This window comes from Streptomyces sp. CNS606, from assembly GCF_000426325.1.
In genome coordinates, this window is sequence record NZ_AUFD01000025.1 from 25,489 (window position 1) to 51,079 (window position 25,591).

Annotated in this window: 16 protein-coding genes; 12 read left to right on the forward strand and 4 right to left on the reverse strand. The window is 72.7% G+C overall.

Annotated features, from left to right (window positions below; translation table 11 throughout):
- Nucleotides 1-27: 27 nt before the first annotated feature.
- From K304_RS0117640 to K304_RS0117665, 6 genes are all read left to right on the forward strand, one after another.
- The gene (locus tag K304_RS0117640) at nt 28-471 is read left to right on the forward strand and encodes a sugar 3,4-ketoisomerase (RefSeq protein WP_027764843.1); all 444 of its coding nucleotides are present in this window, start codon (nt 28-30) and stop codon (nt 469-471) included.
- Nucleotides 468-1,595 carry a DegT/DnrJ/EryC1/StrS aminotransferase family protein gene (locus K304_RS0117645; protein WP_027764844.1) on the forward strand — a complete coding sequence of 376 codons (1,128 nt, stop codon included), beginning with the start codon at nt 468-470 and terminating at the stop codon, nt 1,593-1,595. The genes K304_RS0117640 and K304_RS0117645 overlap by 4 nt, the downstream gene beginning before the upstream one ends.
- 201 nt (nt 1,596-1,796) lie before the next feature.
- Nucleotides 1,797-2,969 (forward strand): macrolide family glycosyltransferase, encoded by a 1,173-nt coding sequence (locus tag K304_RS0117650; RefSeq protein ID WP_027764845.1) that lies wholly within the window; start codon nt 1,797-1,799, stop codon nt 2,967-2,969.
- A 223-nt stretch (nt 2,970-3,192) separates the two neighbouring features.
- Complete coding sequence (locus K304_RS0117655) at nt 3,193-4,167, forward strand: UDP-glucuronic acid decarboxylase family protein (RefSeq protein ID WP_037790893.1); 975 nt, start codon at nt 3,193-3,195, stop codon at nt 4,165-4,167.
- Nucleotides 4,164-4,880 (forward strand): SDR family oxidoreductase, encoded by a 717-nt coding sequence (locus K304_RS0117660; RefSeq protein ID WP_027764847.1) that lies wholly within the window; start codon nt 4,164-4,166, stop codon nt 4,878-4,880. Before K304_RS0117655 ends, K304_RS0117660 begins: the two co-directional genes overlap by 4 nt.
- Nucleotides 4,873-5,985 (forward strand): FAD-dependent oxidoreductase, encoded by a 1,113-nt coding sequence (locus tag K304_RS0117665; RefSeq protein WP_027764848.1) that lies wholly within the window; start codon nt 4,873-4,875, stop codon nt 5,983-5,985. The genes K304_RS0117660 and K304_RS0117665 overlap by 8 nt, the downstream gene beginning before the upstream one ends.
- 52 nt (nt 5,986-6,037) lie before the next feature.
- Here the strand turns inward: K304_RS0117665 and K304_RS0117670 are convergent, their stop codons facing one another.
- Entirely contained in the window at nt 6,038-7,228 is a 1,191-nt protein-coding gene (locus tag K304_RS0117670; RefSeq protein WP_027764849.1) for an alpha/beta hydrolase, read from the reverse strand.
- A 190-nt stretch (nt 7,229-7,418) separates the two neighbouring features.
- Between K304_RS0117670 and K304_RS0117675 the strand changes: the two genes are divergently transcribed.
- Nucleotides 7,419-8,369: a hypothetical protein gene (locus K304_RS0117675; protein ID WP_027764850.1), complete on the forward strand. Its 951-nt coding sequence runs from the start codon at nt 7,419-7,421 to the stop codon at nt 8,367-8,369.
- Between the two features lie 126 nt (nt 8,370-8,495).
- Here the strand turns inward: K304_RS0117675 and K304_RS0117680 are convergent, their stop codons facing one another.
- The 3 genes from K304_RS0117680 to K304_RS29620 all read right to left on the reverse strand — a co-directional run bounded on the left by K304_RS0117680 (nt 8,496) and on the right by K304_RS29620 (nt 19,479).
- Entirely contained in the window at nt 8,496-16,562 is an 8,067-nt protein-coding gene (locus tag K304_RS0117680) for a type I polyketide synthase (RefSeq protein ID WP_027764851.1), read from the reverse strand.
- Between the two features lie 107 nt (nt 16,563-16,669).
- Entirely contained in the window at nt 16,670-17,755 is a 1,086-nt protein-coding gene (locus K304_RS0117685) for an arylcarboxylate reductase (RefSeq protein ID WP_051308569.1), read from the reverse strand.
- A gap of 167 nt (nt 17,756-17,922) precedes the next feature.
- Nucleotides 17,923-19,479, reverse strand: coding sequence for a beta-N-acetylhexosaminidase (locus K304_RS29620; protein ID WP_037790895.1), 1,557 nt, complete (start codon nt 19,477-19,479; stop codon nt 17,923-17,925).
- Between the two features lie 154 nt (nt 19,480-19,633).
- Between K304_RS29620 and K304_RS29625 the strand changes: the two genes are divergently transcribed.
- Genes K304_RS29625 through K304_RS0117715 form a run of 5 tightly spaced genes read left to right on the forward strand, consistent with a single transcriptional unit; the run spans nt 19,634 to nt 25,575 of the window.
- Nucleotides 19,634-20,992, forward strand: coding sequence for a macrolide family glycosyltransferase (locus tag K304_RS29625; protein WP_078529296.1), 1,359 nt, complete (start codon nt 19,634-19,636; stop codon nt 20,990-20,992).
- Nucleotides 20,989-21,870, forward strand: a complete 882-nt coding sequence (rfbA, locus tag K304_RS0117700; RefSeq protein ID WP_027764853.1) for a glucose-1-phosphate thymidylyltransferase RfbA — start codon at nt 20,989-20,991, stop codon at nt 21,868-21,870. The genes K304_RS29625 and rfbA overlap by 4 nt, the downstream gene beginning before the upstream one ends.
- Nucleotides 21,867-23,096 carry a macrolide family glycosyltransferase gene (locus K304_RS0117705; RefSeq protein WP_027764854.1) on the forward strand — a complete coding sequence of 410 codons (1,230 nt, stop codon included), beginning with the start codon at nt 21,867-21,869 and terminating at the stop codon, nt 23,094-23,096. The genes rfbA and K304_RS0117705 overlap by 4 nt, the downstream gene beginning before the upstream one ends.
- A 14-nt stretch (nt 23,097-23,110) precedes the next feature.
- Entirely contained in the window at nt 23,111-24,334 is a 1,224-nt protein-coding gene (locus tag K304_RS0117710) for a macrolide family glycosyltransferase (protein ID WP_027764855.1), read from the forward strand.
- Nucleotides 24,331-25,575, forward strand: coding sequence for a cytochrome P450 (locus K304_RS0117715; protein ID WP_027764856.1), 1,245 nt, complete (start codon nt 24,331-24,333; stop codon nt 25,573-25,575). The genes K304_RS0117710 and K304_RS0117715 overlap by 4 nt, the downstream gene beginning before the upstream one ends.
- Nucleotides 25,576-25,591 lie beyond the last annotated feature (16 nt).

Here is a 25,591-nt window from a genome sequence, read left to right on the forward strand (position 1 = left end):
CGAGCAGCAGCAAGGAAGGCACCCCCCATGGTGGAGAGCACCACCAGCAGCACAGTCGGCAAGGTCAAGCCCTGCCGGCTCATCGACCTGGAACGCCACGACGACGCACGCGGCAGCCTGTCGATCGTCGAGTCGGAGTGGACCGCCGGGTTCCCCATCCGCCGCGTCTACTACCTGCACAATCCGCGCGGCCGCAGGTCCCGGGGAGCCCACGCACACCGCGCGCTGGAGCAGCTCTTCATCGCCGCGCACGGCAGCTTCACCGTCCGGGTCGACGACGGGCACGAGCAGGCCGAGTACCACCTGGACGACCCCGGAACCGGCCTGTACGTGGGCCCGCTGGTGTGGCGCGACATCACCGACGTCTCCGACGACAGCGTGTGCCTCGTGCTGGCCTCGGAGCACTACGACGAGTCGGACTACTACCGCGAGTACGACGAGTTCCTCCGGGACGCCCTGAGGCAGACATGACCTGCGTTCCCTTCTTCGAGGTCCGCAGGCTGCACGAGCACGAGGGCGTTCAGGAGGAGATCGACGCGGCCGTGCTCCGCGCCATCCGCTCCGGCTGGTACACGCTCGGCCCCGAGCTCCAGGCGTTCGAGGAGGAGTTCGCCGCCTACTGCGAGAACACCCACTGCGTCGGCACCGGCAACGGCTTCACCGCCCTGGAACTGGCCCTGCGTGCGCACGCCATCGGCCCCGGCGACGAAGTACTCGTCCCCTCGCACACGTTCATCGCCACCTGGCTGGCCGTGTCGGCCACGGGGGCCCGCCCGGTGCCGGTGGAACCCGCGGAGAACGGCTTCCTGCTGGACCTCGACCAGCTCGACGCGGCGGTCACCCACCGGACCCGCGCGGTGATACCGGTGCATCTGTACGGTCACCCGGTCGATCTGGAGGCCGTCGGGCGGTTCGCCGACCGGCACGGACTCGCCGTCGTGGAAGACGCGGCGCAGGCGCACGGAGCACGCCACCGCGGGCGCCGCGTCGGCAGCGGCAACACCGTCGCGTTCAGCTTCTACCCGGGGAAGAACCTCGGCGGCCTGGGCGACGGAGGTGCCGTCGTCACGGACGACCCGGACCTGGCCCACCGTCTGCGGCTGCAGCGGAACTACGGCGCCCAGCGGGGCTACGACCACCAGGTGCAGGGCACCAACTCACGACTCGACGAGGTGCAGGCCGCGGCACTGCGGGTCAAACTGCGCCGCCTGGACGGCTGGAACACGCGGCGCGACCGGATCGCCCGTCGCTACACGGAGGCGCTGGCGGACATCCCCGGGATCGTCACCCCCGAGGTGGCGCCGTGGGCGGAGCACGTGTGGCACCAGTACGTGCTCCGCGTCCAGGACCGGGAAGCGGTGCAGGCACGTCTGTCGGCCGCGGGCGTGGAGACGCGGGTCCACTACCCCGTGGCGGTGCACCGCACCCCGGCCTACGCGGACGACGGCTACGGTGCGGGCGAGGCGCTGCCCCGTTCCGAGCAGCTCGCCTCCGAGGTGTTGAGCCTGCCCGTCGCGCCGTATCTGTCCGACGCGTCCGTCGACACCGTCACCACCGCACTGATCTCCGCCGTCGCGGCCACACACCCCTCCTGACGTGCAGCCCACTAAGTGTTCACTCAGACACCGGCCGCGCCACCCGGTGCGGTACCCGCCGGCCGACATGCTGGCCGCAGACGCGACCGGAGACGACGGCGCACGGAACGGCTCGGTCCCGGCCACGGGCCCCACCGGTACGACGCCGGTGTCGCCGTCGCCTCCACCCACACAGACCCACGTTGAACGGGTGATCTCCCCTTGACACGTCGAAGCGCCCACATCGCAGTGATCGGCAACCCGGACCCCGGCCACATCATGCCCATGCTGGAGGTCATCCACGAGCTGGTGTCCCGCGGGCACCGGGTGACCGTGGCCAACGAGCCCGCCGTCGCCCACCTGGCGACGGTCACCGGCGGCGAGTTCGTGCCGGTCGTGCGGGAACTGCCGGCCGCGGGGGGCGAGTGGGCCGAGGACGCGCTCTCCGCGATCAACGTGTTCCTCGACGGCAACATGCGGGCCCTGCCGCAGCTCAAGGCGTTCTACGACGACGATCCCGCCGACGTCTACCTCTACGACACCGGCTCCTACGTCGGACGTCTGCTGGCCGAGTCGCAGGGCAAGCCCTGCGCGCACCTCTCGCCCACCATCGTGAGCCGGAATCACGACGCGGACGGGGAGGAGCAGCACACCCCCTCGGCCCGGGAGGCCGAGTACGAGGCGCGGTTCGCCAAGTGGCTCGCGGAGAACGGCGCCACCACCACGGACGTGGGCGAGTTCACCGGCACGGCGCCGCGCCTGGTGAGCCTCTGCGCGAAGGTGCTGCAGCCGGGCGCCGACGACTTCGACCCCGCCCGAGCGGCCTTCGTCGGTCCCTGCCTCGGAGGGCGCGAGGCACAGGGCGACTGGGCTCGCCCGGACGGCGTCGAGAAGGTGCTGCTGGTCTCGTTCGGCTCCTCTTTCACCGACCAGCCGGAGTTCTACCGGCAGTGCCTCGCCGCCTTCGGCGACCTGCCGGGCTGGCACGTGGTGCTCGTGATCGGGCTGAAGGTCGACCAGGCGGACCTCGGCCCGCTCCCCGCGAACGTCGAGGTGCACCCCTGGGTGCCGCAACTGGCGGTTCTGGAGAAGGCCGACGCGTTCGTCACCCACGCCGGGACGGGCGGCTGTGCGGAGGCCCTGTACCACGCCGTGCCCATGGTCGCCGTGCCGCAGGGAGCCGACCACTTCAGCAACACCGAGCAGCTCGTCGAGCTGGGCGTGGCCCGCCACGTCGACGCGGCGGAGGCCACCGCCGACGCGCTGCGGGAAGCGGTGACCGCGCTTGTCGCCGACCCCGAGGTCCCGGCCCGGCTGGCGCGACTCCGCGAGGAGGTCCGGTCGGCAGGCGGGGCGGCGCAGGCGGCCGACCTCATCGAGGGCATGCTCGGCTGAGCAACCCGCCCACCGCCCCGTCCGCCCCTCGATGCGGGGCGAACGGGGCGGAGAACGGCCGGGCACGGGCCGTGTTTCCGCTGCCCGCCGCCCCCGTCGCCTCTATGACATTCACTAGCCGAACCGCTTCTATGATCCTGGCTCCAGTCTCCTCTGGGATGCCCCCGTTCCCCCGTGGGTGCATGCTCCGGAATTCGCACAGTGAGCCCGCAGGGAGTCGACGATGAGTCATGCCATTCCACCCGAGAAGGAGACGGGGCGGACGGCGCAGCACACCGTCGTCACGGGCGGTGCGGGATTCGTCGGCTCCCATCTGTGCCGCACCCTCATCGAATCCGGGGCCGCCGTCACCTGCGTGGACAACCTGAGCACCGGGCGCCGGGAGAACATCGCGGACCTGTGGGAGAACCCCCGCTTCACGTTCGTCGAGGCGGACATCGTCGAGCCGTTCCGGGTCGAGGGCGACGTCGACTTCGTGATGCACCTCGCCTGCCCCGCCTCGCCCGTCGACTACTTCGGCATGCCGGTGGCCACCCTCCGCGCCGGCGGGCACGGGACCTTCCACACGCTGGAGCTGGCGCGGGAGAAGCAGGCCCGGTTCGTGATCACCTCGACCTCCGAGGTCTACGGCAACCCGCTGGAGCACCCGCAGCGCGAGGAGTACTGGGGGAACGTCAACCCGGTCGGGCCGCGTGCCTGCTACGACGAGTCGAAGCGCTTCTCCGAGGCGCTGACCATGGCGTTCCGGCAGGAGTACCAGGTGGACGCCGCGATCGCGCGGCTGTTCAACTCCTACGGGCCGGACATGCGCGGCGACGACGGCCGCGTGGTTCCCACCTTCATCAAGCAGGCGCTCGCCGGCGAGCCGCTCCCCGTGATGGGCGACGGGTCTCAGACCCGGTCGCTGTGCTACGTCGAGGACACCGTGCAGGGCATCCTCGCCCTCGCCCGCAGCGGCGAGACCGGCCCCGTCAACATCGGCAACCCGCAGGAGATCACCGTGCGGGAACTGGCCGAACACGTGCTCGAGCTGACCGGCAGCACCTCGTCCGTCTCCTTCGTCGAGGCCCACCCGGACGACCCGCAGCGCCGCCGGCCGGACATCTCCAAGGCACGCCGGGTGCTGGGCTGGGAGCCCCGTGTTCCGCTCGCCGACGGGCTGAAGAGGACCATCGCGTCGTTCGCCGAGGAAGCATGACCTCCCTCCCCCGCGACCTCCCCCGGACCACTCTCGTCGTCGGGGCGAGTTCCTCGATCGGCGCCGCGGTGGTCGACGCCTTCACCCGGCGGGGCGACCACGTCCACGGCACCGGGCGCGGCGGCGAGGTGCCGGGGCTGGCCCCGGACCGGACCCTCGCCCTGGACCTGCGCGACCCGGCGTCGCTGGACGCCGCGGCCTCCGCCTGCGCCGCTCGCGTCGAGCGGCTGGACGTCGTGGTGTTCCTCGCCGGGATCCTCCCCGGCGACTCGCTGGACGCCTACTCGGACGAGCAGATCGCCGACGTGCTGACGGTGAACGTCGGCGCTCAGGCCGCGCTGCTCCGCCGTCTGCTGCCGCTCATGGGCGAGGGCGGCCAGGTCGTCATGACGGCCTCCGTGTCGGGCGAGCGCGGCAGCTTCGACCCGATCTATGCGGCGTCGAAGGCGGCCGTGATCGGCCTGGTCAAGTCGCTGGCCACCTGGCTGGCGCCGAAGATCCGGGTGAACGCCGTCTCCCCGGCGCTGATCGAGGACAGCACGATGTACCAGGACATGGCGCCGGAGCGCCGCTCGGTGCACCGCGAGCGCACCCCGACCGGCCGGCTGGTGACCGCGGAGGAGGTCGCCGGAGTGATCGCGGGCCTCTGCGACCCGGCCTGGGCCGGCCTGAACGGACAGATCATCGGGGTGAACGGAGGCGCTCATGTCTGATGCGGGTGAGGTCGCCGTCGTCGGCTGCGGCGTGTTCGGCGCCGTCGCCGCGCTCCGGCTGGCCGAGGAGGGCTACCGGGTCACGGTCTTCGAGCGGAACCGGCAGCCGCTCGCCCAGGCGTCGTTCAACAACCAGAACCGCCTCCACCTGGGCTTCCACTACCCGCGCGACCGGACCACGGCGGAGCAGTGCATCCGCGGCTACGAGAGGTTCCGCAAGGAGTTCTCCGAATGCGTCGTGACGGACTTCCCCAACGGCTACTTCGTCGCCGAGGAGGACTCCGCGGTGACGCCGCAGGAGTACCTGGACTTCTGTGACGGGGTGGGCCTGTCCTACGAACTGGTCGAACCGGCGCGCTACAGCCCGCCGGTGACCGGCGTCTCGCTGGGGATGCTGACGGAGGAGGCCGTCATCGACTGCGCGCACCTCCGCGACATGCTTCGCCGGCGGCTGGACGCGTCCGGTGCGACCGTGCGTTTCGGTACGGACGTGCAGGCCGTCGAAGCCCGTGGGGAGCGGTTCGCCGTGCGCACCGGCGAGGGCGTCACCGCAGTCTTCGACGCGGTGGTGAACTGCACCTTCTCGGACACCAACCGGCTCACCCGGCAGCTCGGCCTGCCGGCGCCGGACCGGCAGTACGAGTACACCGCGGTGTTCGTCGTCGACTGGGACCACCCGCCCGTGGGCGTCACCGTGATGGACGGGAAGTTCACCACCCTGCTGCCGTTCGGCCGTTCCGGGAAGTTCCTGCTCTACCACGTCGAGCACAGCGTGCTGGAGCGCGTCACCGCCGGGGTCGCCCCGTCCGAGTGGCGCGACCCCGACTTCGGCACGCTGGACCACGCCGGCCTGGAGGCCCGCTTCGACCGGGTACGGGAGGAGGCGACACGGTTCGTCCCGTCGCTGCGCACGGCGCGGCTGCACGACGTGCTGCACGGTCCCCGGGTGGTGCTGGCGCGTCGTGACGACACCGACGCCCGGCCGTCGATGGTCGAGTCCCCCGGTCCCGGCTACGTCACGGTCTTCTCGGGCAAGCTCGACCACTCGGTCTGGGCGGGCGACGAGGTCGTCCGGAGGGTGCGGGACCACACGGCGCCCCGGTAACGGCGGCCGGGAAGGACGCCGGCCGGGGAGCCTCGCGCGCGGGCGTTCGGCGTCACTCGGTGCGGGGCCGGTCGGTAGGGGCGGTGGACGTCGCCCGCACCCAGGCCGCGAACGCCTCGACGCCGTCCACCACGGCCTCGTTGCGGATCGAGTGGAACAGGTCGAACGCGTGGTGCGCCCCGGGCAGCTCCGCGTACACCACCGGTCCGCGGGAGACCTCCCGCAGCCGGCGCACGAACCGCCGCGCCCCGTCCACGTGCACCAGCGGGTCCTTGTCCCCGTGCACGACGAGGAACGGCGGCGCGTCCTCACGCAGCGCCCCGTGCGGCGACGACGGCACCCGCTCCCCCGTGTTCACGTTCCCGTACCAGCCGTAGAGCGAGACGACCGCGGTGACGGAGGTGTCGGCCGTCTCGAATCCGGGCTGGTACGCCGGATCGTTCGGCGTGAGACCGGCGAACGCCGCCAGGTGGCCGCCCGCCGAACTTCCCCCGGCGAACACCGTCGACGGGTCCGCGCCGAACTCCGCCCCGTGCTGCCGCACCCAGGCGAGGACCCGCTTGACGTCGACCAGGTGGTCCGGCCACGTGGCATAGGGGCTCAGCCGGTAGTCGGCACTGACGCACACCCAGCCCTGCCGGGCGAGCCGGTGCAGCAGCGGAAGTCCCTCCCAGTTCTTCCTCCCGCCGACGAAACGCCCGCCGTGCAGGTGAACGAAGACGGGCGCGTCCCGCGTCCCGCCCCGCCTCCGGTAGAGGTCGAGCGTGTTCCATCGGCCGGCCGGCCCGTACCGCAGGCCCGCTACCCGTTCCACGCTGCGCCCACGCTCCAGGAAGGCGAAGGGCCACAGCGCGATCCGCGCCCACGGCGTCCGGCGCCGCAGCGCCGCGGCGGCTTCGGGCGGCAGGGACCGGCGCCACTGCGCCCCCAGCCCCTCGGCCAGCGCCTCCAGGACGATGCCCCGGGCGGGCAGCGCCCGCATCGCGACCACCACGAAGCCCAGCGCGGCCAGCATCGCGACTCCGAAGGCGACCCACTCGGCAGGTGTGTTCAGGTCGCCGCCCACCGCTCTCGGCAGCGCCGACGCCGCGATCAGCCAGCAGGCGACGAAAGGCAGTTCGTTGAAGACGAGGCCGAAGTAGTAGGCGGCCCCGCTCAGCGGCCAGGGTCTGCGGACCGGAGCCAGGGCGAACAGCGCGAAGCACCCGTCGACGACCGCAGAAACCAGGTAACCGTGCCCCATGGTCAGCACTGTAGCCAGCGGCCGGGCAGGTGGCCGACGGCTCCCCCGGCCCGCACCGCCTACCCCGGAAGCGCTCTCACCGCTCTAGAAGAGTCACTCGAATCAGCCGCCTAGCATCAGGCCCGGCGTGCCCCCTTCTCCGCGAGCCCCTGCTCGTGCCCTTGCTCTGCCCCCTTCTTCGAGGTGACCCGTGGCTCTCGCGTCCATCTTCGGTACCAACCTGTTCCAGTACGAACCGGACGGGGTCATCGAGTTCTACGACGCACACGAGGAGGTCCGCGAGTCCTTCCGGCAGGCGGCGGAGTGGACCGGCCTCGACGTGGAGCCCCTGCTGAAGCAGAACGGCGAGTACGCCGACGAGGGGGAACGTATCCGCGCCGTCTCCGTCGGCCTGGCCGCGGCGCAGCTCGGCATCCAGGACGTGCTGAAGAACAAGGGCCTCCACCCGGAGATGACCGGCGGCCTCAGCCTGGGCGGGCTGGTGGGCAGCTGCGTGGCCGGCGCGATCTCGCGGCGCGACCTGATGGAGCTGCTGACCCAGGGCGAGCACCGGGCCGGCGGCGGACGCCGGGAGGGGATCGCCGCCGCCTACCTGGCCCCCGACCACGATCCGGATCACTACTACGGCGCGCGGCGGGAAGGCGTGTGGATGGGTGCCGACTTCGGCACCTATTCGGGCGGCACCATCCGCATCGTGCTGCTCAGCGGCTACCGCGACGCGTTGGAGGAACTGGCCGCGGGGGAGCCGGAGGGCGTGATCAACGTGACCGAGGGCGCGGACCACGCCGTGCACAGTCCGCTCCGTGCGGGGGCGCGCGAGGCCGGACGGGCGCGCATCGAGCAGGTGCCCTTCCGGGACCCCACCCTGACGCTCTGCTCGTGCCTGGAGCAGAAGACGGTGACCCGGGCGGAGGAGGTGCGGGAGATGTTCGTGAACAACGTCTCCGCACCGGTCAGCGTCGTCCACCTGACGGACGAGATGAAGCAGCACAAGGCGCAGCTGGGGCTGGTCATCGGGCCCTCCCCCGTGATGAACGCGCTGCAGTACCCCTTCCCGGCGGTGTTCGTGGACCGCCCGAAGGCGGTGTCGCAGGCGGTCGCCGCCGTCTTCGAGCACGGCGTCCGCCTCCGCCGGGGCTGAACGCCCGCAAGGACGAGGGGCGTCCGGCGACCGGAGCGGTCGCCGGGCGCCCCTCGCTTTCGTCTCCGCGCCCTCGCCGTCCGCTCGGGACCCGGCCGGTCCGCGGCACGGTCGGTCCGGCCGGGGTCAGTCCGCGAGCTCGTCCAGCCACCTCCGGATCGCGTCGGCCGTGGCGTCGGCGTGCGCTTCCATCAGGGTGAAGTGGTTTCCGGGCACGTCGAGCACCGTGTCGGCACCCGTCCAGGTGGTGCGCCAGGTGTCGTCCCCGGCGTCCGGCAGCAGCGGCTCCGAGGCGCGGACGAGCAGCTGCGGCACGGACAGGTCTTCGCGCTTCCAGTCCGCGAACAGGTCGAAGTAGCGGCTCATGGCGGTCAGCCGGGCGAAATCCATGCGCGCGACGCCGTCCTGGCGCTGGTACATGCCGTCGATCAGGGCGTCCAGGAAGGGGTTCAGCGGAGAGTCGACGGGCGTCGGCGGGTAGGTGTCCAGCAGGACGACGGCCTCCGGGGCCCTCCCCGCCTCGGCCAGCCGGACGGCGAGGTCGTGAGCGAGGACCCCGCCGGAGGATGAGCCGACGAGGACGAACCGGTCGTCCCCGGCGGCCCGTCGCGCGGCCTCGGCGTGCAGGCCGAGGACCGCTTCTACGGTCTCCGGCAGCGGGTCGGCGGAGTCGAAGCCGGGATTCGCCAGAGCCCGCACGGCCCGCTCACCGCGGAACTGCGCGGCGAGCCGGGCGTACTCGTGCACGCCGCCGAGCGCCACGTAGGAGCTCAGGCACACCAGAGTGGGCTTCGGGGAGTCGCCGCCGGGAGCGAGACGGGTGGCGGGGAATTCCCTGCCGAAGTCCTCCGGGGCGGCGAAGGCCGGACGCAGACCCGCCGCGCTGTGCAGCAGCGTGAACCCCGCCTGTGAGCGGCCGTCGAGGCAGGCCCGGTGGAAGAGGGTGCTCAGGGTCTTCTCGGCGCCGTCGCCCAGCAGGGTGTGGAGCGAGTCGGCCGGAACGGGGGCGTCGGACGCCTCCGGCGCCTCGGACACCGCCTCGGCGGGTGCGGCCCGCTCCCGGCCGTCGGCCAGCCGTTCGGACAGGTGGGCGGCGAGTGCGGCGGAGGTGGGGTGGTCGAAGACGATCGTGGTCGACAGGCGCAGTCCGGTAGCGGCACCCAGCCGGTTGCGCAGCTCTACGGCGGTGAGGGAGTCGAAGCCCGACTCGCCGAGACTCCGGTCCGCCGTGATCTCCTCCGGACCGGCGAAGCCGAGCACCGCGGCGACCTCGGCCCGGACCAGCTCCAGCAGCGCCGCGTCCCGCTCGCCGGGGGGCAGGGCCGTCAGGCGCCGCCCCACGCTCTCCGGGGCGGCGGAGGCCGCCGCAGCGGTACGGCGGGCCGGGCGGACCAGGCCGCGCAGCAGGGCGGGCACGGACGCCTTGCCGGTACGCAGTGCCGCGAGGTCGAGCCGTGCCGCGACGCACAGCGCTCCGCCGCGGGTCCGTGCCGCGTCGTACAGCGCCAGGCCGTCGCGCACGGGGAGCGGACGCATGCCGTCGCGGGACATCCGCTGACGGTCGGCTGCGGTGAGGGCCCCGGCCATGCCGGTTGCGCCGGAGCCGTCGTCCTGCGGCTCCCACAGACCCCAGGCGACGGAGGTTCCGGGGAGTCCCTGGGCGCGTCGGTGGTGCATCAGTGCGTCGAGAAACGCGTTGGCCGCGGCGTAGTTGGCCTGCCCCGGACCGCCGAGCACGCCCGCCACGGACGAGAAGACGGTGAACTCGGCCAGGTTCTGGTCCCGGGTCAACCGGTGCAGGTGCAGCGCGGCCTCGGCCTTCGGGCGCAGCACCCGGTCCAGCCGCCGCGGGTCGAGGGCCTCGACCACGCCGTCGTCCAGGACGCCCGCGGTGTGCACCACCGCGGTCAGCGGCCGGTCGAGTCCGGCCAGCAGTGCGGCCAGGGCGTCCGGGTCGCCGACGTCGCAGCCGACCACGCGTGCCTGGGCACCGAGCCCCCACAGTTCGGCGACGAGCGGGTCGGCACCGGGCGCCTGGCCCCCTCTCCGGCTGGCCAGGAGCAGGTGCCGGGCACCGCGCTCGACCACCAGATGCCGTGCGAACGCACGGCCCAGCGCTCCGGTGCCACCGGTCACCAGCACCACGCCCTCGGGGTCGAGGGGACGCGGCTCGGCCTCCGCGGCGGTCGCGGGCGTGCGCGCCAGCCGGGGCACCAGCACCGCGTCGCCGCGCAGGGCGAACTGCTCTTCGCCGGACTCCACCGCGGCCGCCAGCGCCCGCCAGTCGGCGGCGCCGGTGCGGTCCGGAGACGCCGGGTCGAGGTCGGCCAGCACGATGCGGCCCGGGTGTTCGGTCTGGGCGGAGCGGGCCAGACCCCACACGGCCGCGTGCACCAGGTCGGTGACGGAGCCCGGCACGCCGGACTCCGGGGAGCCGGAGGCGGCGGCCGCGCCGCGGGTGGCGATCACCAGCCGGCTGGACGCCAACCGGTCGTCGGCCAGCCACTCCTGAAGCCGTCGCAGCACGAGCGCGACGGTGTGCCGCACCGCTTCGGCAGGCGGCAGTTCGGGGGCGTCCTCCGGCTTGGCGCAGGGCAGCAGGACGAGGTCGGGCGGGGGCGTGCCGGCGCTCACCGCGGCGCCCAGCGCTCCGGCGTCGCGGTACGACGGCGCCAGGGCTCCTGCTGCTCCGGGAGCGGGTCCGGTGCCGTCGAGCACGGCCCAGCGTCGTCCGGGCACGGTGCTCGGCGCGGGCACGGGCGTCCATGCGATGCCGAACAGCGCCTCCCGTACGAGGGCTTCGGGGGCGGACGAGCCGGCCCGCGAGACCGGCCGGGTGCGCAGCGCGGCGATCTCCACCACGGGGGCGCCGGTGTCGTCGGCGGCGTGCACCGCGAATTCGCCGTCCGGGCCGGGGCGGAGCAGGACGCGCAGCCGTGTGGCGCCGGAGGCGAAGAGACGGACTTCGTGCCAGGAGAACGGCAGGCGCATCTCGTCCGTGTCGCGGGTGTCCGCACCGTGCACGACGTCGGCGTGCAGCGCGGCGTCCAGCAACGCCGGGTGGATGCCGAAGCCCTCGGCCTCGACGGGGAGTTCGACCTCGGCGAGGAGTTCGCCCCCGCGCCGCCACAACGCGCGGAGGCCCTGGAACGCGGGGCCGTATCCGTGACCGCCTTCGGTCAGCCGGTCGTAGACGCCGTCCAGCGGCACGGCGTGGGCGTCGGCCGGCGGCCAGACGCTCAGCTCGGGTCTCGGCATGGGGGTCGCGGTGGAGGGAGACGCGGCGAGGTGGCCGCCGGCGTGCCGGGTCCAGACGGTCTCGGCCTCGGGGGTTCCGTCGTCCAGGGCGGCGTGGACGTCGACCGGGCGGCGCCCCGCGTCGTCGGGCTCGCCGACCCGGACCTGGAGGCGGACGTCGCCGTGGCCCGGCGCCGGCAGCGGAAGCGGAGCCTCGATGACCAGTTCGTCCAGCACGGTGCAGCCGACCTCGTCGCCGGCGCGTACGGCCAGTTCGACGAAGCCGGTGCCGGGAAAGAGGGCCGTCCCGCCGATGACGTGATCGGCGAGCCACGGCTGTTCGCGTGCCGAGAGGCGTCCGGTGAGAAGCACCTCGTCGCTGTCCGCGAGACGTACCGTCGCGCCGAGAAGACCGTGGGCGGCGGCACGCTGCCCCACCGAGGCCGGGTCCTGGGCCGAGGAGGCGGGCTGCAGCCAGTAGGTCTGCCGCTGGAAGGGATACGTCGGCAGCTCGACCTGCCGTGCGCCGGTTCCGGCGAAGTACGCGGTCCAGTCCGGGCCGGCTCCCGCGACGTGCAGCCGCGCGAGGGCGTCCGCCGTGGCTTCGGTCTCGGGGAGGCTGCGGCGCTGGGCGGCGATGCAGGCGGTGGTCTCGGGGTCCGCGTGGCCGGCGAGGACCTCTTCGGCCATGGCGGTGAGCACGCCGTCCGGGCCGAGTTCCAGGAAGGTGCGCACCCCGCTGTCGTACAGGGCGCGGATGCCGTCGGCGAACCGGACTCCTTCCCGGACGTGCCGGACCCAGTAGTCGACGGTGCAGATCTCGCCGGGGTCGGCGAGCCGGCCGGTGAGGTTGGAGACGACGGGAATGCGGGGCCGGTGGTAGTGGAGGCCGTCCGCGACCTTGCTGAAGTCGGCCAGCATGGGTTCCATCAGCACCGAGTGGAAGGCGTGCGACACCTTCAGGCGTCTGACGGGGCGCCCGGTGACGGCGATGTGTCCGGCGACCCGCAGCACCTCGGACTCGTCCCCGGAGACCACCACGGCCTCGGGGCCGTTCACGGCCGCGATGTCGACGCCGTCGCCCAGCAGCGGCCACACCTCGTCCTCGGCGGCACGCAGGGAGACCATGGCACCGCCCTCGGGCAGCTCCTGCATGAGCCGGCCGCGTTCGGCGACCAGAGCGGCGGCGTCGTCCAGGGAGAACACTCCGGCGACGTGGGCCGCGGTCAGCTCGCCGACCGAGTGGCCGCACACGGCGTCCGGGCGGATGCCCCAGGAGGAGAACAGCCGGAACAGCGCCGTCTCCACGGCGAACAGCGCGGGCTGCGTGTAGCCGGTACGGTCGAGCAGGTCGGGATGTTCGAGGATCACCTGGCGGATCGGGCGGTCCAGTTGCGTGTCGAGCGCGGCGCAGACCTCGTCGAAGGCCTCGGCGAACACCGGATGTCTCTCGTACAGTTCCCGGCCCATGCCGGCCCGCTGGGCGCCCTGCCCGGTGAACAGCACGGCGAGGCCGCCCTCCAGGGCGCGACCGGTTCGCGGCCGGTCCAGGTCGCCGTCGACGATCGCCGCGCGGTACTCCAGACCGGCCCGGCCGGTCGCGAGGGTGTAGCCGACGTCGTAGGGGTCGAGGTCGCCGGTGGCGGTACGCAGCCGTTCGAGCTGGTCCCGCAGCCCTGCTTCGGTCCGGGCGGAGACCGGCCAGGGGACGGGGTGACGGGGGCTTCGGGGTGCGGTCGCGGCCTCGACGGCGGGTGCCTGCTCCAGTACCAGGTGCGCGTTGGTGCCGCTGACGCCGAACGAGGAGACGCCCGCCCGCCGCGGACGGCCCTCCTCGGGCCAGGGCAGGGCGTCGGCGAGTACCCGTACGGCGCCGGCGGACCAGTCGACGTGCGGGGTGGGTTCGTCGATGTGCAGGGTGCGGGGCAGCAGGCCGTGCCGCATCGCCATGATCATCTTGATCACGCCGCCGACGCCTGCGGCGGCCTGGGTGTGGCCGATGTTGGACTTCAGCGAGCCCATCCACAGCGGCTTGTCCGGGTCCCGTCCCTTGCCGTAGGTGGCGAGAACGGCCTGTGCTTCGATGGGGTCGCCGAGGGTGGTGCCCGTGCCGTGCGCCTCGACGGCGTCCACGTCGGCTGCGGCGAGGCCCGCGTCGGCCAGAGCCTGGCGGATGACCCGCTGCTGCGAGGGGCCGTTGGGAGCGGTCAAGCCGTTGGAGGCGCCGTCCTGGTTGACGGCCGACCCGCGGATCACCGCCAGCACCGGGTGACCGTGCCGGCGGGCGTCGGACAGTCGTTCGAGCAGCAGGAGGCCGGCGCCCTCGCCGAACGCGGTGCCGTCCGCCGTGGAGGAGAACGCCTTGCAGCGGCCGGCCACGGACAGCGCCCGCTGCCGGCTGAACTCCACGAAGGGCGAGGGCGTCGCCATCACGGTCACGCCGCCCGCCAGCGCCATGTCGGATTCGCCGGAGCGGAGGGAGCGGGCGGCGAGGTGCAGCGCCACCAGGGAGGAGGAGCACGCCGTGTCGACGGTGATGGCCGGGCCCTCGAGACCGAAGGTGTAGGCGACACGGCCGGACGCGACGCTGCCGGCGCTGCCGTTGCCGAGGTAGCCCTCGACGCCGTCCGGCAGCCGCTGGTGCATACGGGAGCCGTACTCGCCGAACATCACGCCGGCGAACACTCCGGTGCGGCTGCCCTTCCGCGACGTGGGGTCGATGCCGGCGCGTTCGAACGCCTCCCACGCGCACTCCAGCAGCAGCCGCTGCTGCGGGTCCATGGCGAGCGCCTCACGGGGACTGATGCCGAAGTGGGCGGCGTCGAACTCGGCGGCGTCGTACAGGAAGCCGCCCGCCGGCGCGTAGGAGTGACCCGCGCTGTCGGGGTCGGCGTCGTAGAGGTCCTCCAGGTCCCAGCCCCGGTCCTCGGGGAAGGCGCCCATGACGTCGGCCTCCTGGGCGACCAGGCGCCACAGACCCTCCGCGTCGGCGACGCCCCCGGGGTAGCGGCACCCGACGGCGACGATCGCCACGGGGTCGTCGGCGGCCGCGGACCGCGGGGCGGCGGGTGCGGTGTCGGGTGCGTCGCCCTCCTCGCCCGCGTACAGCTCGGCTCGCAGGAACACCGCCACCGCGGCGGGCGTAGGGTGGTCGAACGCCAGCGTCGCGGGGAGCCGGACCCCGGCTGCGGAGGAGAGCCGGTCCCGCAGGCGCACGGCGCTCAGCGAGTCGAAACCCAGGTCCTTGAAAGCGCTCTCCGTACGGACGTCCTCGACACCGAGCACCTCCGCCGCCACCGCCCTGACCAGGTCCAGCAGGACACGGTCGCGGTCCTCCGGGGCGGCGTCGGCGAGGCGGCGCGCCTGCGCGTCAGCCCGGGCGCCGTCGACCGCGTCGGTCTCGGCACGGCCGTGCAGCCGCCGGGCGGGCAGGTTCAGGAGGGCCTGCCGCTGGATCTTGCCGATGGCGGTGCGCGGGACCTCGTCGACCTCGTACACCTCCGCCGGGACCTTGAAGTACGACAACCGGTCCCGGCAGGTGGCGAGCAGTTCCTCGGTGTCGACACCGCCGGGTCCGGTCACGACGAAGGCGACCGGGACCTCGCCGAGCAGATCGTCGGGTGCACCGACGACGGCCGCCTCGGCGACGCCGGGAACCCGGGCGACGACGTCCTCGACCTCCCGGGGATGGATGTTCTCCCCGCCACGGATGATGAGTTCCTTGATCCGTCCGGTGATGGAGACGTAGCCGTTCTCGTCGGTGCGGGCGAGGTCGCCGGTGCGGTACCAGCGGTCGTCCATGACCTCCGCGGTGGCCTCGGGCCGGCCGTGGTAGCCCAGCATGGTGGCCGGGCTGTCGATCCAGATCTCGCCCTCTTCACCGGGCGGCACCTCGGTGCCGGTGCGCGGGTCGGTGAGACGGAGCGTCAGTCCCGGCACGGGCATCCCGCAGGAGCCCGGGACCCGTGGACCGTCGGGCAGGTTGGTGGTGATCGGGCCCCCGGTCTCGGTGCTGCCGTAGCTGTCCAGCAGCCGCATGCCGAAGGCCTCCTCGAACTCCCGGTTCAGGTCGGTCGGACATGCGGAGCCGGCCACCATGCACAGCCGCAGCCCGGGCGCGCCGAGTCCCTCCTCGCGGGCGACGTCCAGCATCTGCTGGTAGAGCGTCGGCACGCCGCACAGAAACGTGAGGCGCTCCTCGCGCAGCGCGGCCACCACGTCGTCGACGGCCAGGCCCTCCATGATGCGGGCGGTGGCACCGACCGCGACCACACCGAGCACGCCGAGGTTGTGGGCGACCATGTGGGTCAGCGGCAGCGGCCACAGCACCCGGTCGTCCCGGCCGAGTCCGAGCACGGGCGCGTAGCAGGCGGCGACGCCCCACATCGACTTGCGGTGGGTGGACAGCACGCCCTTCGGCTTGCCGGTGGTGCCGGAGGTGTAGAGCATCCAGGCCGGGTCGTCCAGGTCCGCGTCGTCGCGCGCGGGAAGAAGCGGTTCGGAGCCGACCAGCGCGTCGAACTCCTCCATGCCGTCGGGGAGTTCGCCTTCGCCGGTGACGACCACCCGCAGCCCCGGGTGGTGGGGCAGCATCCGGCTCACCTGTTCCAGGTGCGGCCGGTCGGTGACCAGCACGACCGCGCCGCTGTCGGTGAGCAGGTGGGCCAGCTCGTCGTCCGTGGCGTGCGGGTTGAACGGCACACCGACGCCACTCGCGCGCGCGGCGGCGAGATAGGTCTCGACGGTCTCCACCCGGTTGCCGAGGCAGACGGCGACGCGTTCGCCGCGGCCCAGGCCGAGCGCGGCGAGGTGTCCGGCGAGCCGGCCGGTGCGCCGTTCCAGCTCGGCGTAGGAGACGGCGCGGTACTCGTCCCGGAAGGCGGTCTTGGGCCCGAGGTGATCGGCGTGTGCCCGGAGCAGTTCGTGCAGCGGCCTGATCAACTCGGTGCGCAACATTCCGCCATGCCTCTCGAAGGAGTGTCGAGGTGATACGGGAACGGCCGCCGGCAGCACCGACGGCCGGTGGGTGCGGCCGGTGGGACCGCCGCCCCACCGGGCGGACGTCAGTACAGGCCCTCTGGCTTGTCCGCGGACACCACGAGCGGCTGCACGTTGGCCACGCCGTCGCAGGGCCACGCGTCCCCGGTGTCGAAGCGGATCGCCTGGTCGCGTTCCAGGACGTTGGGCAGGAAGAGGTCCTCGTGCAGCACCATCAGGCGGACGCGCCCGATCTCCCCGTAGTCCACGACGCGGGACTCGTCGGTGCGGTCGACGATGGTCATGGTGGTGTGCGGGAAGTTGGGCACGTACGGCAGCGTGGCGCCGCCGTCGGGCGACGGCATGCCGTTGGCGTTGCCGAAGGTGTTGCCGTAGGTGGTGCCGATCACGCCGTTCGGCATGGCCTCGGCGAACCTGCGGTACGCGTCGGGAGTGAACTGGGTGCCGCCCAGGTACACGCCCGAGAGCTTGGCCATCAGCTCCGGCCGCTGGTTGATCAGTGCCTGCACGGTGGCCGGTGTGGTGCGCAGGTAGTCGACGGGACGGGTGTCGAGGATGTCCACGATCTGCTCGACGACGTGGTCGACGTACTCCTGCATCTCGGCGAGCCGGCCACCGCGGATCAGGGTCTTGATCCAGCGCGGGTCGAGGTCGATGGAGTAGACCATGGAGCCGTACATGTCGGCGAGGTGGTCGGCTTCCTCACCGACCAGGTGCGGGCCGCTCGGGCAGGCGTCGATCCACACTCCGCCCGGTCGGAAGCCCGCCATGCGGCGGCCCAGGTGGCGCCAGGCGGCCCAGTGCTGCGCCATCGCCTCGGTGTAGAAGGCCCGGCAGGGCTTGCCCGTGGTGCCGCCCGACTCCCACACCCGGCCGGCGAGCGGGCGAGGCACGCTCTGCGGCACGAAGTCGGCGGGGTCGGAGTCACGGAGTACCGCGAGGTCGAAGTTGTCGAACGCCGACAGTTCGTCGTACCGCTCGATCTCCAGCGGGTCGAAGTCGAACTCGGCCCGCTTCTTGAGCCAGTGAGGGGAGCCGCCGTCGGGATCGAAGTGGCGTCTCAGCACGTGACGCGTCCAGGCGTCGAGATCCTCGGCGAGCCAACCGTCGGTCAGCCCCTGCAGCGTTTCCGTACTCACCCTTACCGACATGCGCCGAGTATCGGCGCGGAGGGGGTGGGGAGGTCCCTAGGGGTTGGTGTGCACGCGCCCCTTGCGACCAGGTTCTCACCTCGTCGTACGTGCGCCGCGCGGCGTCCTGCGCGCCGCCGCGCGGCCCCCGGTCGGGCGGGCCGCGCGGCGGCGCGGACGGATCGGGCTCAGCTGCCGAAGGGCCAGCGGATCTCGGGGGTCCGGTAGTAGTTGACGCCGGCCTGCCGGAGCCGAGGCCCTTGTGCGGCGACCCGTTCGGCGAAGCCGTCCCAGTCCTTGGCGGCTGCGGGCGACCAGCCGATCTCCGCCACCGCGAGCAGCCGGGGGAAGGCGAGCATCTCGGCCTGGTCGATACCGAAGACGACCTCCGTCCACAGCGCGGCCTCCACGCCCATGACGGACTTGGCCGGGAGGCCGGACAGCAGGTCTTCGGGCCGCCAGTGGTACGCCTTGTGCAGGTCGACGGTGCCGGCCCAGTCCGTGCCCACGGGGTACTCGGGCTTGCCGGGCGTGTAGCGCATGTCGAGGTAGGCGTGCTCGCAGGGCGAGACGATGACCTTCGCGCCGCCCTCGGCCGCGGCGATCACCTCTTCGTCGTTCCGGCCATGCACCCAGTACTCGGTGATGGTGTCCGCGGCCTCCAGGTAGGCGACGGACTCCTGCCAGCCGAGCAGTTGCTTGCCGTGCTTCCGCACGAGTGCCGCGATCCGCCCGAAGTAGTGGGCCAGGTCGTCGGGCGTGCGGTCGGCGGTCTCGTCGCCGCCGATGTGCAGGTAGGGCCCCGGGGTCATGGCGGCGACCTCGCGGAGGGCGTCGTCATAGAGGGCGTACGTCTCGTCCCGGTGGATGTCGACGCCCTGCTGGCTCGGGCCGTAGCCGGCGTGCGGCGGGGGCGCCACGCCGTTCGCGGTCAGTTCGCCGTAGGACGCCAGCGCCGCGTGCGTGTGGTTCGGGCCCTCGATCTCCGGAACGACCGTGATGCCGCGCGCCCACGCGTACGCGACCAGGTCCCGGTACTCGTCCTGGGTGTAGTGGCCCTTGCTGATGCCGCCGGCACCGCTGGCCGCGCCCGCCTTCGTCAGCTCCGGCCGGGAGGTGATCTCGATCCGCCAGCCCTGATCGTCGGTGAGGTGCAGATGCAGGTGGTTGATCTTGTACCGGGCGAGGGTGTCGACGTACCGCTTGACGTTGCCCGCCGGCATGAAGTTCCGCGCCACGTCGAGCATCGCGCCGCGGTAGGCGTAGCGCGGCCGGTCGATGATGCGGCCGCCGGGTATCCGCCACGGCACGTCGACCCGTTCCGGGCTGTCCACGCGCTCGGGCAGCAACTGCCGCAGCGTGGCGACGCCGTTGAACAGGCCCTCCCGTTCCCCCGCGCGGATCACCACGCCGCCCGGGGTGACGTCGGCCGTGTAGCTGCCCGGATCGGTGGCCGTGTCCGCCTCGTCGAGCACCAGCGCGACACCGCCGGACGCCTCCTCGCCCGGGGCCAGCTCCCGGACCGGAAGGGGGAACCCGGTCGGCACGCGGAGCAGCTCGGCCAGGAAGCCGGCGGCGTCCTGCGCGGCCCGGGAGCCCGCCGTGGCGTGCACGGCGTCGTCGGCGGTGAGCTCGTAGGCGACCCCGGGGTCGGGCTGTACGCCCACGGGCTGCGGCACCACGGCGAACTGCGGCATGTCGTCCGCGGCGGACGGGCCGCCCGCGCCCTGCGTCGTCACACTCATCTGGGACCGGCACTCCTCTGCGAAGGTTTCTGGGGGGCTCTCGACGATTCCCGGCCGCAGCCGTGCGATCAGCCTCGCCCGTGCTCTCTAGCGAGAGTCCTAGTGTTGACCGTGCTGTCCGGAACGTGCTCGTCCCCCGTCCCATACTCGCCGCGTGGACGGAATACCCGCAGCCAGCAGCGAGCCCGCACGTCGCGGCCACGTGGCCGTGTTCACGTTCCCGGCCTATGCCCACATCGCCCCGGCTCTGCCCACCCTCGCCGAACTGGTGCGGCGCGGACACCGGGTCACGTGCTTCGTCACGGAGCGGTTCGCCGACCAGGTCCGCGGCGCAGGGGTGGACGTGGTCCCGTACGAGTCCTCCTTTCCGTGGGCGGAGGGCCCACGGGGCTCCTCGGTGGAGAAACTCGTGGCCTTCTTCGAAGAGGCCATGGCGCCGTTGTCGACGGCCGTCGCCCACCTGGGAAACGATCGACCGGACGTGATCGCGCACGACCTGGCGGCCTCCGAGTCGGCCCGGTTGCTGGGCCGCAACTGGAAGGTGCCGACGGTTCAGCTCTGCCCCACCTTCGCCGACAGTCCCGGTTTCTCCATGACCGAACGCCAGGCGCAGGAGGCCACCGAGGAGGATCCCGGCGAACCGGTCGACCCCCAGGACCCGGCGATCACCGCGTTCCTCGAGCGGCAGCAGCGGCTGCTGGCCGACACGGGCATGAACGCCCCGGCCCTCCCGGACGAGCGCGGCCCGGAGCACGGCGACAACCTCGTGTTCCTGCCCAAGGCCTTCCAGGTCGCGTCCGAGACCTTCGACGACGCCCGCTGCGCGTTCGTCGGGCCGGAACCGCGCCCGTCCGACACCGCCTCGGGGGCCTCCGCACCGGAACCGAGCTGGACGCCACCGGCCGACGGCCGCAAGGTCGTGCTGCTCTCCCTGGGGACCTCGTACACCCCCGACCAGGCGGAGTTCCTGCGGTCCTGCGTCCGGGAACTCGCGAATTCCCCGTGGCACCTGGTGGTGACGCTGGGCCACCGCATCTCCGCCGACGAGCTGGGGCCTCCCGCCGACAACGTCGAGGTGCACCAGTGGCTGCACTACCCGGACGTGCTGCGGCACGCCTCCGCGTTCGTGACGCACTGCGGGATGGGCAGCGTGATGCTGTCCCTGGCCTGGAACGTGCCGATGGTGCTCGTGCCCTACCACGTGGACCAGCGGGTCATCGCCCGTCAGGCGGAGGACCTGGACCTCGGACGGGCGCTGTTCCGGGAGAGCAGGGGCGCCGGCGACCTGCTCGCCGCCGTCGACGAGGTGGCCGGCAGCAACCGCATCGGGGCCGCGGTGACCGCCATGCGCCACCACATCGAACAGGCCGGCGGCGCGGGGCAGGGGGCGGACTTCATCGAGTCGCGCCTGCCCTCCCCCGGCCCGACGGACGTTGCCGGAACGGCCGGTGACCGTTCCGTCCCGGCCTCTCGGCCCGATCCCACGCTCCCTACGGAAGTGACGCAACGATGAAGGGCATCATCCTCGCGGGAGGCGCCGGAACGCGTCTGCATCCCGTGACGCTGGCTGTGTCCAAACAGCTGCTCCCCGTTTACGACAAGCCGATGATCTACTACCCGCTGTCCGTGCTGATGCTCGCCGACATCCGGGACGTCCTCATCATCTCCACAGCCGAGGACCAGCCGCTGTTCCAGCGCCTCCTCGGCGACGGCTCCGAGCTGGGCATGCGACTGGAGTACGCCGTCCAGGACGAGCCCAACGGCCTCCCGGAGGCGTTCCTGATCGGCGCGGACTACGTCGGCGACGACTCCATGGCGCTGATCCTCGGCGACAACATCTTCCACGGGCCCGGCATGTCCGACTTCCTTCGGGAGAGCCGCCGCGACCTGGACGGCTGCGTGCTGTTCGGCTACCCCGTCTCCGACCCCGAGCGGTACGGCGTGGGCGAGGTGGACGAGAACGGCCTGCTCGTCGCCATCGAGGAGAAGCCGGAGCAGCCGAAGACCAACCGCGCCATCACCGGCCTGTACTTCTTCGACAACAGGGCTCTGGACATCGCGAAGAACCTGACGCCGTCGGCGCGCGGCGAGCTGGAGATCACCGACATGATCCGCCCCTACCAGCAGGAGGGCAGGGCGAAGGTGATCGACCTCGGCCGCGGCTTCGCCTGGCTGGACACCGGCACCCACGACTCGCTGCTCGACGCGGGCCAGTACGTGCAGGTGCTGGAGCGCCGGCAGGGGGTGCGCATCGCCTGCATCGAGGAGATCGCGCTGCGGCGGGGCTTCATCGACGCCGACGCCTGCTACCGGCGCGGCGCCGCCCTGACCAAGTCGGGATACGGCGAATACGTCATGGAAACGGCACGGAGGGAACGGGAAGCCCGATGACCGAGGGCCGGCACATCGCCTTCTTCAACTACGCGGCCCACGGGCACATCAATCCGACCCTGCCGGTGGCCGCCGAGCTGGTCCGGCGCGGGCACCGGGTGACCTACACCGTGGCCTCACACTTCGCCGACGTCGTCGCGGCGACCGGCGCCGAGGTGATCGCCTACGACTCCGTCGTCCCCAAGTCCTGGAACACCGTGGCCATCCCCGAGAAGATCACCGGGGACGACATCGCCGAGGCGTCGATCGCCCATCTCAGGGAGGCCTTCACGCCGCTGGCGGACGCGGAGCGGCGGCTCGACGGCGACCGGCCCGACCTGATGGTCTACGACTCCTTCGGCTTCGCCAGCGGGCGGCTGCTGGCCCGCAAGTGGAACGTGCCCGCCATGCTGACGGCGACCACCTTCGTGGTCGGCGAGCACGCCAACCCGTACGCCGACATGGCCATGGCCCCGGACTTCACGCCGCCCTCCCCCGACCACCCGTCGCTGGTGCAGGCGCAGGAGCTGATGCGCGAGACGCTGGATGCGCACGGGCTGCAGGACGTCTCCAACGAGGAGTTCTCCGCGGGCGGCGAGGAGAAGCAGACGCTGGTGTTCGTCCCGCCGGAGTTCCAGCCGGGTTCGGACACCTTCGGCGCCACGCACGCCTTCGCCGGGCCCTGCATCGGCGACCGGGCCCACCAGGGCGAGTGGCAGCCCCCGGGCGACGGCAGGCCGGTGGTCCTCGTCGCCCTCGGCAGCTTCGGCTACGAGAACCAGGCCGACTTCTACCGGCACGCCCTCACCGCGCTCGCCGACCTGCCCTGGCACGTGGTGCTGTCGTTGGGCGGCCTGGTCACCGCCGACGACCTGGGCCCGCTGCCGCCCAACGTCGAGACCCACGCCTGGGTCCCGCAGCTGGCCGTGCTGGAGCACGCCTCGGCCTTCGTCTCGCACGCCGGGATGGGCAGCACCATGGAGGCGCTGTACCACGGCATCCCGCCGGTGGTGGTGCCGCGCACCGCCGAACAGCACGTGGTGGCCGGCCGGCTCGTCGAACTCGGGCTGGGCCGCACCGTCGCACCGTCCGAGCTGACCGCCGAGGCGCTCCGCGAGGCCGTCGTCGGTCTGTACGAGGACGGCGCGACCCGGCAGCGGGTGAAGGACATGGCCGCGAGCATCGCCGGCCGCAAGGGCCCGCAGTTCGCCGCCGACGCCATCGAGGCGCAGCTGGCGGCGTCATGACGGGGACGTCACCCGTGGAACGGCCCCGCCGGCACCTCGCGTTCCTGCCGTATCCGTCCTACGGGCACACCATGCCGGTGATCGCCGTGCTGTCTGAGCTGGTGGCACGCGGGCACCGGGTGACCTGTTTCGCCAGCGAGGAGTTCGCGGAGCGGGTACGGGCGACGGGCGCCGAGGTGCGGCTCTACGAACCGCCGCTGTCCACCGCCTCCCCGCCGGAGGTCATCGACGCCGACGAGTCGGCCCGCTCCGCCCTGCGGCTGCTGGAGTCGAGCACCGCCGTGATGCCGGCGATCGAGGCGGCGTTCGCCGACGGACCGCCGGACGCCGTGGTCTACGACACGACGCTGTGGCTCACCGGGCGGCTGCTCGCGGCCGGCTGGGACCGCCCCCGGGTCCAGGTGTCCCCCACGTTCATCTCCAGCGAGCACTTCAACCTGTCGGACGAGTGCAACGAGTTCGCCGGGGAGATCGACCCGAAGCACCCGGCCCTCGCCGAGTTCGCGGCCCGGCTCACCGAGCTGGTGACCGGCAGCGGGCTGCCCGAGGAGGCTCAGGCGGAACTCTTCTACGGCCACGAGGAGTTCACGGTCGCGTTCCTGCCGAAGGAGTTCCAGTTCTCGGCCGGGACGTTCGACGCACGCCACGCCTTCGTCGGTCCGACGGTCGGGCAGCGCCGGGAGGACCACGCCTGGACTCCTCCGGCCGACGGCAGGCCGGTGCTGCTGGTGTCGCTGGGCACCACCATCCACGGCCGGCCGGACTTCTTCCGCGACTGCGCCCGTGCGTTCGCGGACTCGCCCTGGCACGTCGTGATGGCCCTCGGCAGCCGCGTCGACCCGGCGGACCTCGGCCCGCTGCCGCCCAACGTCGAGGCCCACTCCTGGGTCCCGCTGAGCGCCGTGCTCGCCCACACCTCGGTCTTCCTGTGCCAGTCCGGCATGGGGAGCATCATGGAGTCGCTGCACAAGGGCGTGCCCATGGTGGTCGTCCCGCACCACCCCGAGCAGAAGGTGAACGCCAAGCGTCTCGCCCAGCTGGGGCTCGGGGAGACGGTCCGGCCGGAGGACGCCTCGGTGGAGGCGCTGCAGGCGGCCGTCACCCGGGTCTGCGAGGACTCCGGGATGCGGGAGCGGGCGCAGGAGATGCGGCGCCACATCCACGCGGCCGGCGGTGCGGCGCGCGCCGCCGACGTCATCGAGGACCGGCTGTCCACCCGTTCGCTGGAGCACTCGTGACCGACACGACCGACGACCACCCCACCCCGGCGACGCTCCCGGTCGAACGGACCTGCCCGTTCGACCCGCCCCCGGCGTACGCGGAGCTGCGCGAGACGTGCCCGGTGTCGCCGCTGAAGCTCACCGTCGGGCCGGGCGACGGCGGCGGCTGGCTGGTCACGCGCCTCGCCGCGGCCCGCGCGGTGCTGAGCGACCGGCGTTTCAGCCACCGCAACGAACTGATCGGCCTGCCGATCCCGCCGCCGTTCCCCCTCACGGAGTACCAGCCACCGGCCGCGGGGCCCGGCGCGTTCATCAAGATGGATCAGCCCGACCACTCGCACTACCGGCGGCTGATCACGCGCCGGTTCACGATGCGCGGGGTCGCCGAACTGACCCCGATGATCACGCGGCTCACCACCGAGCACCTGGACGCGATGGCCCGCACCCCGCGCGACGAGCGGCCGGTCGACCTGGTCGCCGCCTTCGCGGAACCGCTTCCGGTCCGCGTCATGTGCGAGATGCTCGGCGTCCCGGACCACGTGCGCGAGCCGCTGAGCGAACACCTCGCCCTGCTCTCCCGGATGACGTACACCGTGGAGGAGCTGATCGAGTCGTGCACGGTCATCGGGGAGGCGCTGCAGAAGCTGGTCGCCGAGAAGCACGCCGACCCGGGCGACGACCTGCTCGGCGACCTGGCCGCCGGCGGGAAGGTCACCGACGAGGAACTGGTCAACATCGCCTGGGCGCTGCTCGGCGGCGGCTTCGACACCACCGCCAACATGCTGGCGCTGGGCACCTTCGCGCTGTTGGAGCACCCGGACCAGCTCGCGCTGCTGCGCGAGGGGCCGGAGCTGGCGGACAACGCGGTGGAGGAGCTGCTGCGGTACCTGACCATCTCCCACCTGGGCGCCAGCAGGGCCGCCCTCGAGGACGTCGACCTGGACGGCAGCGCGGTCCGCGCCGGCGACACCGTGGTGGTCTCCCTGCCGGCGGCCAACCGGGACCCGCAGCACTTCCCCGACGCGGACCGCCTCGACCTCACACGTTCCACCCAGGGGCACCTGGCCTTCGGCCACGGCGAGCACCAGTGCATCGGCCAGCACCTGGCCCGCAGCATCCTGCGCGTCGCCTACCCGGCGCTGTTCGCCCGTTTCCCCTCGCTCCGTCTCGCCGTCCCCGCGGACGAGGTCCCGCTGCGGACCGACATGCTCCACTACGGGGTGCACACACTCCCGGTCACCTGGGACGACGAGGCGTAGGCGGGACCGGCAGGGC